This window comes from Pseudomonas sp. LG1E9 (assembly GCF_003290225.1).
Taxonomy (GTDB): domain Bacteria; phylum Pseudomonadota; class Gammaproteobacteria; order Pseudomonadales; family Pseudomonadaceae; genus Aquipseudomonas; species Aquipseudomonas cyclaminis.
Genome location: NZ_CP029983.1, coordinates 5,696,796 through 5,711,438 on the forward strand (window position 1 = coordinate 5,696,796; position 14,643 = coordinate 5,711,438).

At 59.6% G+C, this 14,643-nt stretch carries 16 protein-coding genes; 3 read left to right on the forward strand and 13 right to left on the reverse strand.

What is annotated here, in order from left to right:
* Positions 1–54: 54 nt before the first annotated feature.
* The gene (gene recJ / locus DNK50_RS26100; protein ID WP_112196632.1) at positions 55–1,764 is read right to left on the reverse strand and encodes a single-stranded-DNA-specific exonuclease RecJ; all 1,710 of its coding nucleotides are present in this window, start codon (positions 1,762–1,764) and stop codon (positions 55–57) included.
* A 98-nt stretch (positions 1,765–1,862) separates the two neighbouring features.
* Complete coding sequence (locus DNK50_RS26105) at positions 1,863–2,405, reverse strand: YaeQ family protein (protein WP_112196633.1); 543 nt, start codon at positions 2,403–2,405, stop codon at positions 1,863–1,865.
* Between the two features lie 147 nt (positions 2,406–2,552).
* Here DNK50_RS26105 and DNK50_RS26110 point away from each other — a divergent pair, with 147 nt between their 5' ends.
* Positions 2,553–3,752 (forward strand): CaiB/BaiF CoA-transferase family protein, encoded by a 1,200-nt coding sequence (locus DNK50_RS26110; protein WP_112196634.1) that lies wholly within the window; start codon positions 2,553–2,555, stop codon positions 3,750–3,752.
* 16 nt (positions 3,753–3,768) lie between these two features.
* Positions 3,769–4,638 carry a TIGR02285 family protein gene (locus DNK50_RS26115; protein ID WP_112196635.1) on the forward strand — a complete coding sequence of 290 codons (870 nt, stop codon included), beginning with the start codon at positions 3,769–3,771 and terminating at the stop codon, positions 4,636–4,638.
* A 170-nt stretch (positions 4,639–4,808) separates the two neighbouring features.
* On the opposite strand, the gene DNK50_RS26120 is transcribed toward DNK50_RS26115, so the two are convergent.
* On the reverse strand, positions 4,809–5,093 hold the full coding sequence (locus DNK50_RS26120) for a DUF3509 domain-containing protein (RefSeq protein ID WP_112196636.1): 285 nt from the start codon (positions 5,091–5,093) through the stop codon (positions 4,809–4,811).
* A 310-nt stretch (positions 5,094–5,403) separates the two neighbouring features.
* Here DNK50_RS26120 and DNK50_RS26125 point away from each other — a divergent pair, with 310 nt between their 5' ends.
* Positions 5,404–5,607, forward strand: coding sequence for a hypothetical protein (locus DNK50_RS26125; RefSeq protein WP_371929460.1), 204 nt, complete (start codon positions 5,404–5,406; stop codon positions 5,605–5,607).
* Between the two features lie 86 nt (positions 5,608–5,693).
* Here the strand turns inward: DNK50_RS26125 and thrC are convergent, their stop codons facing one another.
* The 10 genes from thrC to ffh all read right to left on the reverse strand — a co-directional run bounded on the left by thrC (position 5,694) and on the right by ffh (position 14,596).
* A complete protein-coding gene (thrC, locus tag DNK50_RS26130; RefSeq protein WP_032890793.1) occupies positions 5,694–7,103 on the reverse strand; it encodes a threonine synthase in 1,410 nt (469 codons plus the stop codon).
* A gap of 66 nt (positions 7,104–7,169) precedes the next feature.
* Positions 7,170–8,474 (reverse strand): homoserine dehydrogenase, encoded by a 1,305-nt coding sequence (locus DNK50_RS26135; protein ID WP_032890791.1) that lies wholly within the window; start codon positions 8,472–8,474, stop codon positions 7,170–7,172.
* Positions 8,475–8,603: 129 nt separating this feature from the next.
* Positions 8,604–9,335, reverse strand: coding sequence for a thioredoxin fold domain-containing protein (locus tag DNK50_RS26140; RefSeq protein WP_112196637.1), 732 nt, complete (start codon positions 9,333–9,335; stop codon positions 8,604–8,606).
* A 144-nt stretch (positions 9,336–9,479) separates the two neighbouring features.
* The gene (gene xerD / locus DNK50_RS26145) at positions 9,480–10,376 is read right to left on the reverse strand and encodes a site-specific tyrosine recombinase XerD (RefSeq protein WP_112196638.1); all 897 of its coding nucleotides are present in this window, start codon (positions 10,374–10,376) and stop codon (positions 9,480–9,482) included.
* 152 nt (positions 10,377–10,528) lie between these two features.
* Positions 10,529–10,942, reverse strand: a complete 414-nt coding sequence (locus DNK50_RS26150) for an acyl-CoA thioesterase (RefSeq protein WP_099585573.1) — start codon at positions 10,940–10,942, stop codon at positions 10,529–10,531.
* Positions 10,943–11,024: 82 nt separating this feature from the next.
* Positions 11,025–11,375 (reverse strand): 50S ribosomal protein L19, encoded by a 351-nt coding sequence (gene rplS / locus DNK50_RS26155; RefSeq protein ID WP_003175895.1) that lies wholly within the window; start codon positions 11,373–11,375, stop codon positions 11,025–11,027.
* A 45-nt stretch (positions 11,376–11,420) separates the two neighbouring features.
* Positions 11,421–12,194, reverse strand: coding sequence for a tRNA (guanosine(37)-N1)-methyltransferase TrmD (gene trmD, locus DNK50_RS26160; protein ID WP_152746780.1), 774 nt, complete (start codon positions 12,192–12,194; stop codon positions 11,421–11,423).
* Entirely contained in the window at positions 12,176–12,712 is a 537-nt protein-coding gene (rimM, locus tag DNK50_RS26165) for a ribosome maturation factor RimM (RefSeq protein WP_099585574.1), read from the reverse strand. Before rimM ends, trmD begins: the two co-directional genes overlap by 19 nt.
* A 5-nt stretch (positions 12,713–12,717) precedes the next feature.
* Complete coding sequence (rpsP, locus tag DNK50_RS26170; protein ID WP_003238923.1) at positions 12,718–12,969, reverse strand: 30S ribosomal protein S16; 252 nt, start codon at positions 12,967–12,969, stop codon at positions 12,718–12,720.
* A gap of 250 nt (positions 12,970–13,219) precedes the next feature.
* Positions 13,220–14,596 (reverse strand): signal recognition particle protein, encoded by a 1,377-nt coding sequence (ffh, locus tag DNK50_RS26175; RefSeq protein ID WP_003193965.1) that lies wholly within the window; start codon positions 14,594–14,596, stop codon positions 13,220–13,222.
* Positions 14,597–14,643: the final 47 nt, after the last annotated feature.

The following is a 14,643-nucleotide window of genomic DNA, read 5'->3' on the forward strand; positions in this document are numbered from 1 at the left end:
AATGTGGGAGGGGGCAAGCCCCCTCCCACATTTGTTTTGCATTGCCAGTAAGATTCAGCGCGGCTCGATATGCGCAATCATCAGTTGCACGGTTTCATTCCCACGAAACTCGTTCACATCCAGCTTGTAGGCCAGTTCCACCCAGCGCACAGTCGGGTTCGGCCAGACCTCACGGTCCACCCCAAAGGCAATGCCATCGAGCTTCACTGAGCCACATTCGCTCTTGAGCACCACCTTCAGGTGCCGCTCACCCACCACCCGCTGTTCTACCAGCTGGAACACACCGTGAAACAACGGCTCGGGAAAGTGTTGCCCCCACGGCCCGGCATGCCGCAGGGCGCGGGCCAGCTCCAGGTGGAACTCCTCGACCGCCAGGGTGCCGTCGGACAGCAGGCGTCCGGTGAGGTCTTCTTCTCGCAATTGCCGACGTACTTCGGCATCAAAGGCTTCGGCAAACAGTGGGAAATTCGCCTCGGGCAATGTCAGACCAGCCGCCATGGCGTGGCCGCCGTATTTGGCGATCAGGGTGGGATGCTGGCTGGCGACCACCGCCAGGGCATCACGGATGTGAAAACCCGGCACAGAGCGCCCAGAGCCCTTGAGCAAGCCATCGCCGGCGTCGGCGAAGGCGATGGTCGGGCGGAAATAGCGCTCTTTCATGCGCGAAGCCAGGATGCCGATCACGCCCTGATGCCATTCGGGGTCGAACAAGCACAGACCGTAGGGCATCGATTCCACCGGCAGGTCCTTGAGCTGGGCCAGGGCCTCGCGCTGCATGCCTTGCTCGATGGATTTACGGTCCTGGTTCATGCCGTCCAGTTGCGCTGCCATTTCCCGCGCCGCCGCGAAATCCGTGGTGAGCAGGCATTCGATACCCAGGCTCATGTCGTCCAGGCGCCCGGCGGCATTGAGCCGTGGCCCCACGATAAAGCCCAGGTCGGTAGAGGTGATGCGCGCGGCGTCACGCTTGGCCACTTCCAGGATCGCCTTGATCCCCGGCCGAGCGCGACCAGCACGAATGCGCTCCAGGCCCTGATGCACCAGGATGCGGTTGTTGGCGTCCAGCGGCACCACGTCGGCGACGCTGCCCAGGGCGACCAGATCAAGCAGATCGCCGATGTTCGGTTGCGGCTTGTTCGCATACCAGCCCATATCGCGCAGGCGTGCGCGCAGGGCCATCAACACATAAAAGATCACGCCCACCCCAGCCAAGGCCTTGCTGGGAAACTCACAACCTGGCTGATTCGGGTTGACGATGGCATCGGCCGCCGGCAACTCATCACCCGGCAAGTGGTGGTCGGTGACCAACACCTGCAACCCCGCCGCCTTCGCCGCCGCCACGCCTTCGACGCTGGAGATGCCGTTGTCCACGGTGATCAGCAACTGCGGCTCGCGCTGCAACGCCACGGCGACAATCTCCGGGGTCAGGCCATAGCCGTATTCGAAGCGGTTGGGCACCAGGTAATCCACATGGGCCGCACCGAGCAAACGCAGGCCCAAAGTGCCCACGGTGCTGGCGGTGGCGCCATCGGCGTCGAAGTCGCCAACGATCAGGATGCGCTGGCGCTGCTCCAGGGCCGTCACCAGCAGATCAACCGCCGCGTCGATACCCTTGAGCTGCTGATAGGGAATCAACCGCGCGAGGCCTTTATCCAGCTCGGCCTCGGACTGCACACCGCGTGCGGCGTAGAGACGGGTCAACAGCGGCGGCAGATCGCCGAGGAATGGCAGGACGGCGGGCAACGGGCGAGGATCGATACGCATACGGGGGTGATGACTTCTCTGCGGATACAACGGTTAAACGACAATTCTTCATACAACACAAATCACTGTGGGAGGGGGCTTGCTCGCTCCCACATTTTTCAATCGCGTCCGCCAACCAGCCATTGCAGTTGCACTTCATGCTGGCCACGGTCATCGGTGACGAAGATCGTGCCTTCGCTGATCATAACGTCCCACTTGATCACGCGGGGCATGTCCTTGGCCAGGGTCTCCAGAATCTCCTGAGGCACCGCGGCGATGTGCACGTTCTTCAGGTTATTCGCCACCGGCACCACTTTGCCTTCCCACACACGCAGGCTGCCATACGCCAGTAGGCTGGTGCGTTCGGTGCGACGCGAACACCAGGTCAGGCGATCAGCATCGGGCTGGCCGACTTCGATCCAGTGCAGAACCCGATCATCCAGGCTTTTTTCCCACAGGGCTGGTTCGTCTACATCTGACAAGCCACGACCGAACGCCAATTGCTCGTTGTAAAACAGGGCATAGGCCAGCAAGCGCACGGTCATGCGCTCTTCGGTTTCCGAAGGGTGACGGGCGATGGTCTGTTTGACGCTCTCGTACACCGAACGATCAAGGTCGGTGAGGTTGAGTTCGAATTTGTAGGTCGTGGACGGCTGGGCCATGAACGGGCTTCTAGAGACAGGGAAAGGCGGCCAGTCTAACCGATGGCGGGGCCATTCAACGAATCCTGCGCTGCATCATGCTTATCCCTGGCCGCCCGCCTATGTTAAAAGGCTTCACACACCCGCTCTGCGTAGCCAAGGATCCTCATGTCGTTTAATGCCAAACCGCTTGCCGGCCTGAAAGTCATCGAACTCGGCACCCTGATCGCCGGCCCGTTCGCTTCGCGTATCTGCGCGGAATTCGGCGCCGAGGTGATCAAGGTCGAATCCCCGGATGGAGGCGACCCGCTGCGCAAATGGCGGAAGCTGTACGAGGGCACCTCGCTGTGGTGGTTCGTACAAGCGCGCAACAAGAAATCCCTGACGCTGAACCTCAAGCACCCGGACGGGCTGGCGATTCTCAAGCAACTGCTGGCGGACGCCGACATCCTCATCGAGAACTTTCGCCCCGGCGTGCTGGAAAAGCTCGGCCTGAGCTGGGAAACCCTGCACGCGCTGAACCCGAAACTGGTGATGGTGCGGCTCTCGGGCTTTGGCCAGACCGGGCCGATGAAGGATCAGCCGGGCTTTGGCGCCGTGGGCGAATCCATGGGCGGGCTGCGTTACATCACCGGTTTCGAGGACCGCCCGCCGGTGCGCACCGGGATTTCCATTGGCGACTCTATCGCTGCTTTGTGGGCAGTGATCGGGGCGCTGATGGCGCTGCGTCATCGCGAAGTGAATGGCGGCGTGGGGCAAGTGGTGGATGTAGCACTGTATGAAGCCATCTTCGCCATGATGGAAAGCATGATCCCCGAGTTCGACGTGTTCGGCTTTATCCGCGAGCGCACCGGCAACATCATGCCCGGCATTACGCCGTCGTCGATCCATACCAGCGCGGACGGCAAGCATGTGCAGATCGGCGCCAATGGGGATGCGATCTTCAAACGGTTCATGAGCGCCATCGGCCGTGAAGACCTGGCGAACGACCCGCAGTTGGCGAGCAATGACGGCCGCGATGGCCGCCGTGATGAGCTGTATGGCGTGATTGATCGCTGGGTCAGCTCACTGTCACTGGAGCAGGTGGTGGAGCGACTGAACAAGGCCGAGGTGCCCGCCAGTCGGATCTACAGTGCCGAGGATATGCTGGGTGACCCGCAATTCCTGGCGCGAGAGATGTTCCTCAAGGCCCGGTTGCCAGGCGGCAAGGACTTCAAAATGCCAGGCATCGTGCCCAAGCTGTCAGATACTCCCGGCAGTTGCGAGTGGGTCGGGCCGCAGTTGGGCGAACACAACAGTGTGTTGCTCAACGAACTGGGCTACGACGCCGCGGCCATTACCCGTTTACGTGAGCAAGGGGCGATCTGATGGCCAACTCAAGATAATGGCGCATCGTTGGCTGCTGGGCCTTTGTGCACCGTTGTTCGGACTTCTGCCATTGCCAGCCCAGGCGGCGGACACCTTGACCTGGCTGATCCGCGACTTGCCGCCGATGATCATCTTCGACGGCCCGCAAAAGGGTCAGGGCGCCATCGACGAATTGCTGCCGATGCTGATGGATCGCCTGCCCGAGTACCAGCACAAGATTCTGCACGTCAACCGTGCGCGCGGCCTGCAAATGCTGCAGACAACCGCCCTGACCTGCGACCCCACCATGCTGTGGACGCCGGAGCGGGCCAAGTGGGTGGTGTATTCGCGTCCGGCTTTTTCCATCGTCAGCAACGGCGTGGTGGTACGCCAGGACCACCGTGAAGTGCTCGCGCCGTTTATCGCACAGCAGCGGGTCGACCTCTCGGCGCTCCTGCTGGATAAACACGCACGCCTGGGCGTGGTGGCCGAGCGCAGCTACGGGGCGTTCATCGACGACGTGCTGGAGCACACGGACGCACACAACCGCGTACTGCACTACGGAAACGACGCACTGGGCAGCCTGCTGCAAATGCAGCGCTTGGGGCGTCTGGAAGCGGTGCTGGGCTACTGGACTGAAATTCGCTATCACGCGCTGCGCCAGGGTATTGAGCCGCTGACATTGGCGTTCTATCCCATTGCCGGCTCCATGCCCTACCAGCGTGTTCACATCGGTTGCTCCAATACGCGCCAGGGCCACCAGGCGATTGAACACATCAACCAAGTGTTGAGCGAACTGCCCCAAGCTCAACTGCTGCACTCCTACGCGGCCTGGCTCGACCCGACGCTACGCGCGCAATACCTGATCGACCACCCCCGGTTCTACCAGGACACGCCCATGCCCTGACAAATCGCGGGCAAAAAGAAACCCCGAAGCGTGGGGAGACACTTCGGGGTTAAACGTGGCCAACAAAGACCAGTACAGCAAGCCACAAACACCGGAGCACAATGTTTGCTCTTGCTGTTACAAAATCTGACCGGCCATGCTGTAGGAAGTTTCCATCAGTGAACAATTCTTCATGCGCGGGCAGCGCTGCGGGTCTGGGCAGCGTTACGCAAGGCCGCGATGACCGAGGGCTCCACGCGCCCTTCCGCGATTTTGATATAGCGCAGCAAGCAGTCCACTACGTCCACCAGCACGCGCTTATCCATCAATTGGGCGCGGTCGACTTCACGCTCGACGACGATAGCGCCAGCAGGATTCTTCACCGTCACCAAGCACTCGTCCTGAACACCCGCGGTGGTCAGCGTAACCTGATAAGGGCTCAGTGCTTCTTCGAGCAATAGGCTGATACTTTCCATCTCGATCACCACTCAATAGTTCGGGAACAATCGTTTTAACGGGAGCTGCATCTATCCTAAGTGACTGGTTGTTACGTAGGAAAGTTCGCTTTTTCGTCTTTATAGGCCCGTCAGGGGATGACGAGAACCAGCATGCACTTGCAACATGACAACGAAAAAACGGCCGCACATAAGTGCTTACGCAATGGGTGGCTGTTTTGGGGTTTGCAGACGCCGGGGCGCAGAGCGAATCCTATACTCGTTGAGTGTTTTTCACTGCGCCGCGCAGGCGAGAGCGCATATCAAAAGGCCCTTATTGCGAAGGATGAACATGATGCTGGAACACAATGAACAACAAGCCTCGATCGAGAAAATTCACGCAGACATATCACGTATCTATGCTGAACAGCGCAAGTTCAACGCTGAAGTCCACAAGATAACCCGTGAAGTCTTCTGGTACCCCGTAGGCATCGCGATAGGCTTCTTCACAGCCGTAGGTACGGTAATGGCCCTGGCACATAAGCTGCTTACGTAGACCGTCGTTTAATCGGGCCTGCCAAAAACAAAAAACGCCGCTGCCCCAAGGAAGGGACAGCGGCGTTTTTGTGTACGCGGTTTGCCTTACAACGGCTTGCCCCGGTTGCCATGCTGGCTGACAAACGCCTGCACGGCTTTCAAGTCATTGGCCAACACCGTGCAACGCTCTTCACGTTCGAACAGGTCGGTCAGGTGCACCGGCAGCTCTAGCGCTTTGCCAACACCAGCCTTCTCCACCGCTTCGGGGAATTTGACCGGGTGGGCAGTGCCCAGGATCACCATCGGGATATCCAGGCTGCGACGACATTCGCGGGCGGCCTTCACACCGATGGCGGTGTGCGGGTCGAGCAGCTCGCCGGTCTGGGCATAGACTTCGGCAATGGTCTCGCAGGTCTGAGCATCGTCCACGGCCAGGGAGTCGAAGAGCTTGCGGGTTTCGGTCCAGCGCTCTTCATCCACGCTGAAACCGCCACCGCTCTTGAAGGTGTCCATCAAGCCGGCAATCGCCGAGCCGTTGCGACCGTGCATGTCGAACAGCAGACGCTCGAAGTTCGACGAAACCATGATGTCCATGGACGGCGACAGGGTCGCGTGCAGGGTTTCCTTGACGTACTGATTGCCGCTCATGAAGCGGTGCAGGATGTCGTTGCGGTTGGTGGCGACGATCAACTGGTTGATCGGCAGGCCCATGTTGCGCGCCAGGTAGCCGGCGAAGATGTCGCCGAAGTTGCCGGTCGGCACCGAGAACGACACCGAGCGCGCCGGGCCGCCCAACTGCAGGGAGGCGTGGAAGTAGTAGACGATCTGGGCCATGATCCGCGCCCAGTTGATCGAGTTCACCGCAACCAGGCGTGTGCCTTTCAGGAAGCTCTGGTCAGCGAAGCTGTTCTTGACCATTTCCTGGCAGTCGTCGAAGTTGCCTTCGATGGCGATGTTGTGGATGTTCTCACCAAAGATGGTGGTCATCTGGCGACGCTGCACTTCGGACACACGCTTATGCGGGTGCAGGATGAAGATGTCGACGTTTTCGCAGTGCTTGCAGCCTTCAATCGCCGCCGAGCCGGTGTCACCGGAGGTCGCGCCGATGATCACCACGCGCTCGCCGCGCTTCTCCAGCACGTAGTCCAGCAAACGACCGAGCAGTTGCAGGGCGAAGTCCTTGAACGCCAGGGTCGGGCCGTGGAACAGCTCCAATACCCACTCGTTGCCGTTCAGTTGGCGCAACGGCGCGATGGCGCTGTGGGAAAACACGCCGTAGGTTTCTTCCAGGATCTTCTTGAAATCCGCATCCGGAATGCTGCCGGTGACGAACGGGCGCATCACCCGGAACGCCAGCTCGTGGTACGGCAGGCCGGCCCAGGAGGCGATTTCTTCCTGGGTGAAGCGTGGCAGGTTTTCCGGCACGTACAGGCCGCCGTCGGTGGCAAGGCCTGCCAGCAGGACGTCTTCGAAATTCAGGGCCGGTGCCTGGCCGCGGGTACTGATATAACGCATGACTGGCTCCTCTAAAACATTCTCGAACAGAGGCCGCCGAACGCGCGGGGCCCCTGGAACAATCGGTTAGTTCAAGTGTTCGACACGAATACGCACGACCGGGCCGACGACGCCTTGCAAGGCTTCCAACGCGGTGATGGCATCGTTGATGTGCTGCTCAAGCACGCGGTGGGTCAGCAGGATCATCGGCACCTGGCCGTTTTGCTCCTCGACTTCCTTCTGCATGATCGACTCGATGTTGATACCGCGCTCGGACAGGATGCTGGCGACCTGGGCCAACACGCCCGGATGATCCTTGGCCTGGATGCGCAGGTAGTAGGCGCTTTCGCACGCTTCGATCGGCAGGATCGGGTGGGCCGACAGCGAATCCGGCTGAAAGGCCAGGTGCGGTACGCGGTTTTCCGGGTCGCTGGTCATGGCGCGAACCACGTCCACCAGGTCGGCGATCACCGAAGAAGCGGTCGGCTCCATGCCGGCGCCGGCGCCGTAGAACAACGTGGAACCGGCAGCATCACCATTGACCATCACCGCGTTCATCACGCCGTTGACGTTGGCGATCAGGCGATCAGCCGGGATCAGCGTCGGGTGCACACGCAGCTCGATACCGGCCGGGGTGCTGCGCGCTACACCGAGGTGCTTGATGCGATAGCCCAGGGCTTCGGCATAGTTCACGTCGGCGGTAGTCAGCTTGGTGATGCCTTCGGTGTAGGCCTTGTCGAACTGCAGCGGGATACCAAAGGCGATGGACGCCAGGATGGTCAGCTTGTGGGCGGCATCGATGCCTTCCACGTCGAATGTCGGGTCGGCTTCGGCGTAGCCCAGCGCCTGGGCTTCGGCCAGCACGTCTTCGAAGGTACGGCCCTTCTCGCGCATTTCGGTAAGGATGAAGTTACCGGTGCCGTTGATGATGCCGGCCACCCAGTTGATACGGTTGGCGGACAGGCCTTCACGGATCGCCTTGATTACCGGGATACCACCGGCCACGGCGGCTTCGAACGCCACGATCACGCCCTTCTCGCGGGCCTTGGCGAAGATCTCGTTGCCGTGCACGGCGATCAGCGCCTTGTTGGCAGTGACCACGTGCTTGCCGTTCTCGATGGCCTTGAGCACCAGCTCACGGGCTACGGTGTAGCCGCCCACCAGCTCAATGACGATATCGATCTCAGGGTTGGTGGCCACGGCGAAGACATCGTTGGTAATCGCAATACCGGTCGTTTCGAACTGAGGCTTTGGCGAACGCGTGGCAATTTGCGCCACTTCAATCCCACGCCCTGCACGGCGGGAAATTTCTTCAGCATTACGCTGAAGTACGTTGAAGGTGCCGCCACCGACGGTCCCTAATCCACAGATGCCTACTTTGACCGGTTTCACTGAAGAACTCCCCATGAAACGGCCGACGCAAGGTCGGCCGTGGAAAACAGCCGCACGACTGCGGCTTTCAATTGATGGCCCGTCGACTTATCAACGGGCCATGATCGTCAAAGGTTCGACGATGCTGGTTTATTTGGCACTCAGCGCCAGTTTGGCAACTTGTGGTGCCGGCTGGTAGCCCGGAATCACCTGGCCGTCAGCCAAAACGATGGCCGGCGTACCGTTCACACCGATGGACTGGCCCAGGGCGAATTGCTTGGAGACCGGATTGGCGCACTTGGCAGCCTTGATTTCCTTGCCGTCGACCATCTTGTCCATGGCCGCTTTCTTGTCGGCCGAGCACCATACGGCTTGCAACTGCTCGTCACCCGGCGAACCCAGGCCCTGGCGCGGGAACGCAACGTAGCGAACTTCCACACCGAGCTTGTTCAGCGCCGGCACTTCGGCGTGCAGCTTGTGGCAGTACGGGCAGGTGGTGTCGGTGAACACCGTGATGTGGGTCTTGGTCTCGCCAATGGCCGGGTAAACCACGGTTTCAGCCACTGGGATACCATTGATCAGCTTGGACACGCCCAGACGCTCGGCTTTCTCGGTCAGGTTGACCGGCTTGCCGTCCTTGAGCTGAAACAGATAGCCCTGAACGATGTACTGGCCGTCGGCACTGGCGTACAGCACGCGGCTGCCCTTGAGCTTGACTTCATACAGGCCGGCCATCGGGCTGGCGCTGATGCTTTCGATCGGGGTGTCGAGCTGCAGGTTGGCCAGGCTCTTGCGAATGATCTGCTCGGCAGCGTCATCAGCGACGGCAAAGGTGGAAACCAACGCAATGGCTGCGGCGGCAATAATCTGGGTCAAGCGCATGGGAACTCCTGAAGGCAGATGCAGGGACGGGAAGGAACACCGCGATCTCAGTAGACACGGGCCGGCACCGTCACCTTTGCTAACCGGCAAAGCCTACCACAGTTGGGCCGCAGGGCAGCCCGTGGCGGTATAAATTGGCGGTTTTCAGCCTCGTGGGTGGTGCTTGGCGTGCATATCCTGCAATCGCGCGCGCGCCACATGGGTGTAGATCTGGGTGGTGGATAAGTCGCTGTGCCCGAGCAGCATTTGCACCACGCGCAAATCCGCGCCGTGGTTGAGCAAATGGGTGGCAAATGCATGGCGTAACGTATGGGGCGACAGGCTCTTGCCAATCCCCGCGACCTTGGCCTGGTGCTTGATGCGATGCCAGAACGTCTGGCGGGTCATTTGCTCACCGCGCTGGCTGGGGAACAACACATCACTGGGACGGCCGCCGAGCAACTCGCCACGGGCATCGCGCATATAGCGCTCGACCCACACAATCGCCTCCTCCCCCATCGGCACCAGCCGCTCCTTGCTGCCCTTGCCCATCACCCGCAGTACGCCCTGACGCAGGTTGACCTGCTCCAGCGTCAGGCTGATCAACTCGGTGACCCTCAGGCCACAGGCATACAAGACTTCCAGCATGGCGCGGTCGCGCTGGCCGATAGCCTCGCTGAGGTCGGGCGCGGCAAGCAGAGCATCGACATCGGCTTCCGACAAGGACTTGGGCAAAGGCCTACCGAGCTGCGGCATATCGACCTGCAGCGTCGGGTCCAGGGTGATGAGTTTTTCCCGCAGCAGATAGCGATAAAAGCCACGTACACCGGAGAGGAATCGCGCAGTGGAACGCGGCTTGTAATTCTGCTCCAGGCGCCAGGCCAAGTGATCGAGGATCAGCTCGCGGCCAGCATTGACCAATTCAAGGTTTTTATCCTGCAACCAGCCGTTGAACAGGGCAAGGTCGCTGCGGTAGGCCTGACGGGTGTTGTCCGACAGGCCCTTTTCCAGCCAGAGGGCGTCGAGGAAGCGGTCGATCAGGGGGTGGTCAATGGCAGGCATGAGGGCTCGGGCGGATTACTGTAGTGTCTGTTAGATCCTATCGCAGGCAAGCCAGCTCCCACAGGGGTTTTGTGTCGGGTCACTGATTTGCACCCTCCACCGATCAAATGTGGGAGCTGGCTTGCCTGCGATGGCCGCGGCTCGGTCCAGGATCAGTCTACAAACCCAGGCAGCACAGGCACCGGACGCTTATCGGCATCAATCGCCACAAAACTGAACACACCTTGGATCGCCTTCTCGCGGCCATCGGCGCTCATGCTCTCAACGAACACCTCAACCTCCACCTTGAGGCTGGTGTTCCCTACCTTGATAACCCGCCCGATGAGTTCAACGATAGAGCCCGCCGGGATCGCGTGATTGAAGTCGATGCGGTCAGTGGAGACCGTCACCAACGGCAAACGACAGAAGCGCGTGGCGGTGATGAACGACACTTCATCCATCCAGGCCAACGCGGTGCCGCCGAACAGGGTGTTGTGGTGGTTGGTGGTGGGCGGGAATACGGCCTTGGTCACGTGGGTCACGGACAGATCGGTGCGACGCTGGATTTCTTCGGGGCGGGTGGTCATGGACAAATACCGGGGAATGGACAAATTTCAGGCACAAAAAAGCAGCCCGTAGGCTGCTTCTTTCTGCATCGGGAAGCTGGACTTAAGCCAGTTTTTCCTTGATGCGAGCTGCTTTACCGGACAGGTCACGCAGGTAGTACAGCTTGGCTTTACGTACGTCACCGCGACGCTTGACGGCCATGCTGTCGATTTGCGGGCTGTAGGTCTGGAAAGTACGCTCTACGCCAACACCGTTGGAGATTTTACGAACAGTGAAAGCACTGTTCACACCACGGTTACGCTTGGCAATTACCACGCCTTCGAACGCTTGCAGACGCGAACGGTCGCCTTCCTTCACTTTCACCTGAACGACAATAGTGTCGCCCGGGGCAAAGGTAGGGATCTCTTTGGTCATCTGCTCTGCTTCGAGTGCAAGGATGATTTTGTTAGTCATGCTGTGCTCCTAAGGTAAGTCAATGGACCTACCATCGATACGTTGTTAACTATCGTCCCGCGCGAGGATGTATTCCTCGAGCAGCTTCTTCTCTTCTCCAGAAAGCGAGCGGCTTTCCAGAAGATCGGCGCGTCGTTCATAGGTCCGACCAAGGGACTGCTGTAAACGCCAACGCCGGATGTGTGCGTGATTGCCACTTAGCAATACGTCGGGAACACGCTGATCCGCATACACCTCCGGTCGGGTGTAGTGCGGGCAATCCAGCAAACCGTCCGTGAAGGAGTCTTCCTCCGCGGAGTCCGCATGCCCTAAAGCTCCAGGCAGCAGTCGTGTAACCGCATCTATCAGGACCATCGCCGGCAGCTCGCCGCCAGACAGGACATAGTCCCCAATCGACCACTCTTCATCGACATGAGCTTCAATAAATCGCTCGTCAATGCCTTCATAGCGACCGGCAATCAGGATTAATGCTTCCTCATTCGCCATGTCGCGTACCGCAGCCTGTTTCAGCTGACGGCCTTGAGGGGACAGGTAAATTACCTTCGCCTTCTCCCCGGCAGCTGCCTTGGCCTGAACCAACGCGTCTTCCAGGGGCTTGATCTTCATCACCATGCCCGGGCCACCGCCAAATGGGCGATCGTCCACAGTGTGATGTCGATCCGTCGTGTAGTCTCGCGGGTTCCAACAGGTGAGCTGCAAGAGCCCCTGTTTCACCGCCCGACTGGTGATGCCGTACTCGCTGATGGCGGAAAACATCTCGGGAAACAAACTGATCACTTCAATGCGCAAATTAGCCACGCTTAGAAGTCCGCGTCCCATTCCACCTTCATCTCGCCCGCTACCAGGTCGATAGCCAACACACACTGCTCCGTATAGGGCAGCAGGCGTTCGCGATCATCCAGGCTGCCAGCGCAAGGCTTGACCACCATTACATCATTGGCGCCGGTTTCCAGAAGATGATCGATTTTCCCGAACAATTGCCCGAGTTGATCAATAACCTTCAGACCTTCCAGCTGGTACCAGTAGTACTCGCCGTCGGTCAATTCAGGGAACAGGTTGCGCGGCACGCAGATCTCATAACCAGCCAGAAGACGAGCTTCTTCACGATCATCAAGACCCTTGAGCTTCGCGACCAGGAACTTATCGCTCCCGCGTCCGCTGACCAGCTCGACCTGTTTCACACTCCCTTCGCGCCTGAGCGTCCAGGTTTTGTACTGCAACAGGTTTTCAGTCGGATCAGTAAAGGAATACACCTTCACTTCGCCGCGAACGCCATGAACAGAATAAATCTTGCCGATAACGATCAAATCATCAGCAACAGCTGGCGTCGCGTTCATATTGCTCAGGCTGCGGCCTTAGCCGAGTCCTTCAACAACTTAGCAACACGCTCAGACGGTTGTGCACCAACGCTCAGCCAGTAGGCTACGCGCTCTTGGTTCACAGACAGACGGACTTCTTGACCACGAGCGATCGGGTTGAAGAAGCCTACTTGTTCCTTGTGAGAGCCGTCACGTGGGTTGCGGCTGTCAGTTACGGTCAAGTGGTAAAACGGGCGCTTTTTGGAGCCGCCAAGGGCAAGACGGATTGTTAGCATGTGAACATCGTTCCTGTAGTCGGTGCTGCAAATCTAAATGCACAGCGGGCATAGGTGCCCGAAAGGCCGCATATTCTAAGGAATATCCGGACTTTTGCAAATGTCTTTTTCTGGCGCCTATCAGCGTGCCATTCAGATCTGCTAGAGAGCCGTCGGTTAAAACGGCAGGTCAGCCCCCGCCAACGGCGGGTTTGCTGGAGATCCCACATCCCTGTGGGTCGGAGCAGGGGCACGCCCCCGCTCGAATTCTTTACATTTTCGGCATGCCGCCGCCGGGCAACATACCGCCCATGCCGCGCATCATCTTGGCCATTCCGCCTTTGGCGGAGAATTTCTTCATCATCTTCTGCATCTGCTTGTGCTGCTTGATCAAGCGACCGATGTCCTGCACCTGGGTGCCGGAGCCCATGGCGATCCGACGTTTGCGCGAACCGCTGATCAGCTCAGGGTCGCGGCGCTCGGCCGGGGTCATGGAGTTGATGATGGCTTCCATCTGCTTGAACTGCTTCTCTGCCGCGCCCTGGGCATTGCCCATTTGCGCCAGGTTCACACCGCCGATATTCGGCAGCTTGTCCATCAGGCCGCCGAGGCCGCCCATGTTCTTCATTTGTTGCAGCTGGTCACGGAAGTCTTCGAGATCGAAGCCCTTGCCCTTCTTCAGCTTCTTGGCCAGTTTATCGGCCTTGTCCTTGTCGAGGGTCGCTTCGGCCTGCTCGATCAGGCTGAGTACGTCGCCCATGCCAAGGATACGCGAGGCGATACGCTCAGGGTGGAACGGTTCGAGCGCTTCGCTCTTCTCGCCCATACCGATGAACTTGATCGGCTTGCCAGTGATGGCACGCACCGACAGCGCAGCACCGCCACGGGCGTCGCCGTCGACCTTGGTGAGGATCACGCCGGTCAGCGGCAGTGCATCACCGAAAGCCTTGGCGGTGTTGGCCGCATCCTGACCGGTCATGGCGTCGACCACGAACAGCGTCTCGACCGGGTTGATCGCGGCATGCAACGCCTTGATCTCGCCCATCATCTCTTCGTCGATGTGCAGGCGACCGGCGGTATCGACGATCACGACATCAATGAACTTGAGCTTGGCTTCTTTAATAGCCGCGTTGGCAATGTCGACCGGCTTCTGGCTCAGGTCGGACGGGAAGAAGGTCACGCCGACTTCGCCCGCCAGCATTTCCAACTGCTTGATGGCCGCCGGACGGTATACGTCGGCCGACACCACCATGACAGACTTCTTCTTGCGCTCTTTAAGGAAGCGCGCCAGCTTGCCGGCGGTGGTGGTTTTACCCGCCCCCTGCAGGCCCGCCATCAGCACGACGGCCGGTGGCACGGCGCTGAGGTTCAGGTCTTCGTTGGCAGCGCCCATCAGGCTTTCGAGTTCGGCCTGGACGATCTTCACAAAAGCCTGGCCCGGCGTCAGGCTGCGGGACACTTCGGTGCCCACTGCGCGCTCTTTGACCGAGTTGACGAAGTCCTTGACCACAGGCAAGGCCACGTCGGCTTCCAGCAACGCCATGCGTACTTCACGCAGGGTGTCTTTAATATTGTCCTCGGTCAGCTTGGCCTTGCCGGTTACGTGGCGCAGCGTCTGCGAGAGACGGTCAGTCAAGTTTTCAAACATGCGCGATCCTTTCAGGCCCCATTCATCGAAATGCATTGGTAGACCGA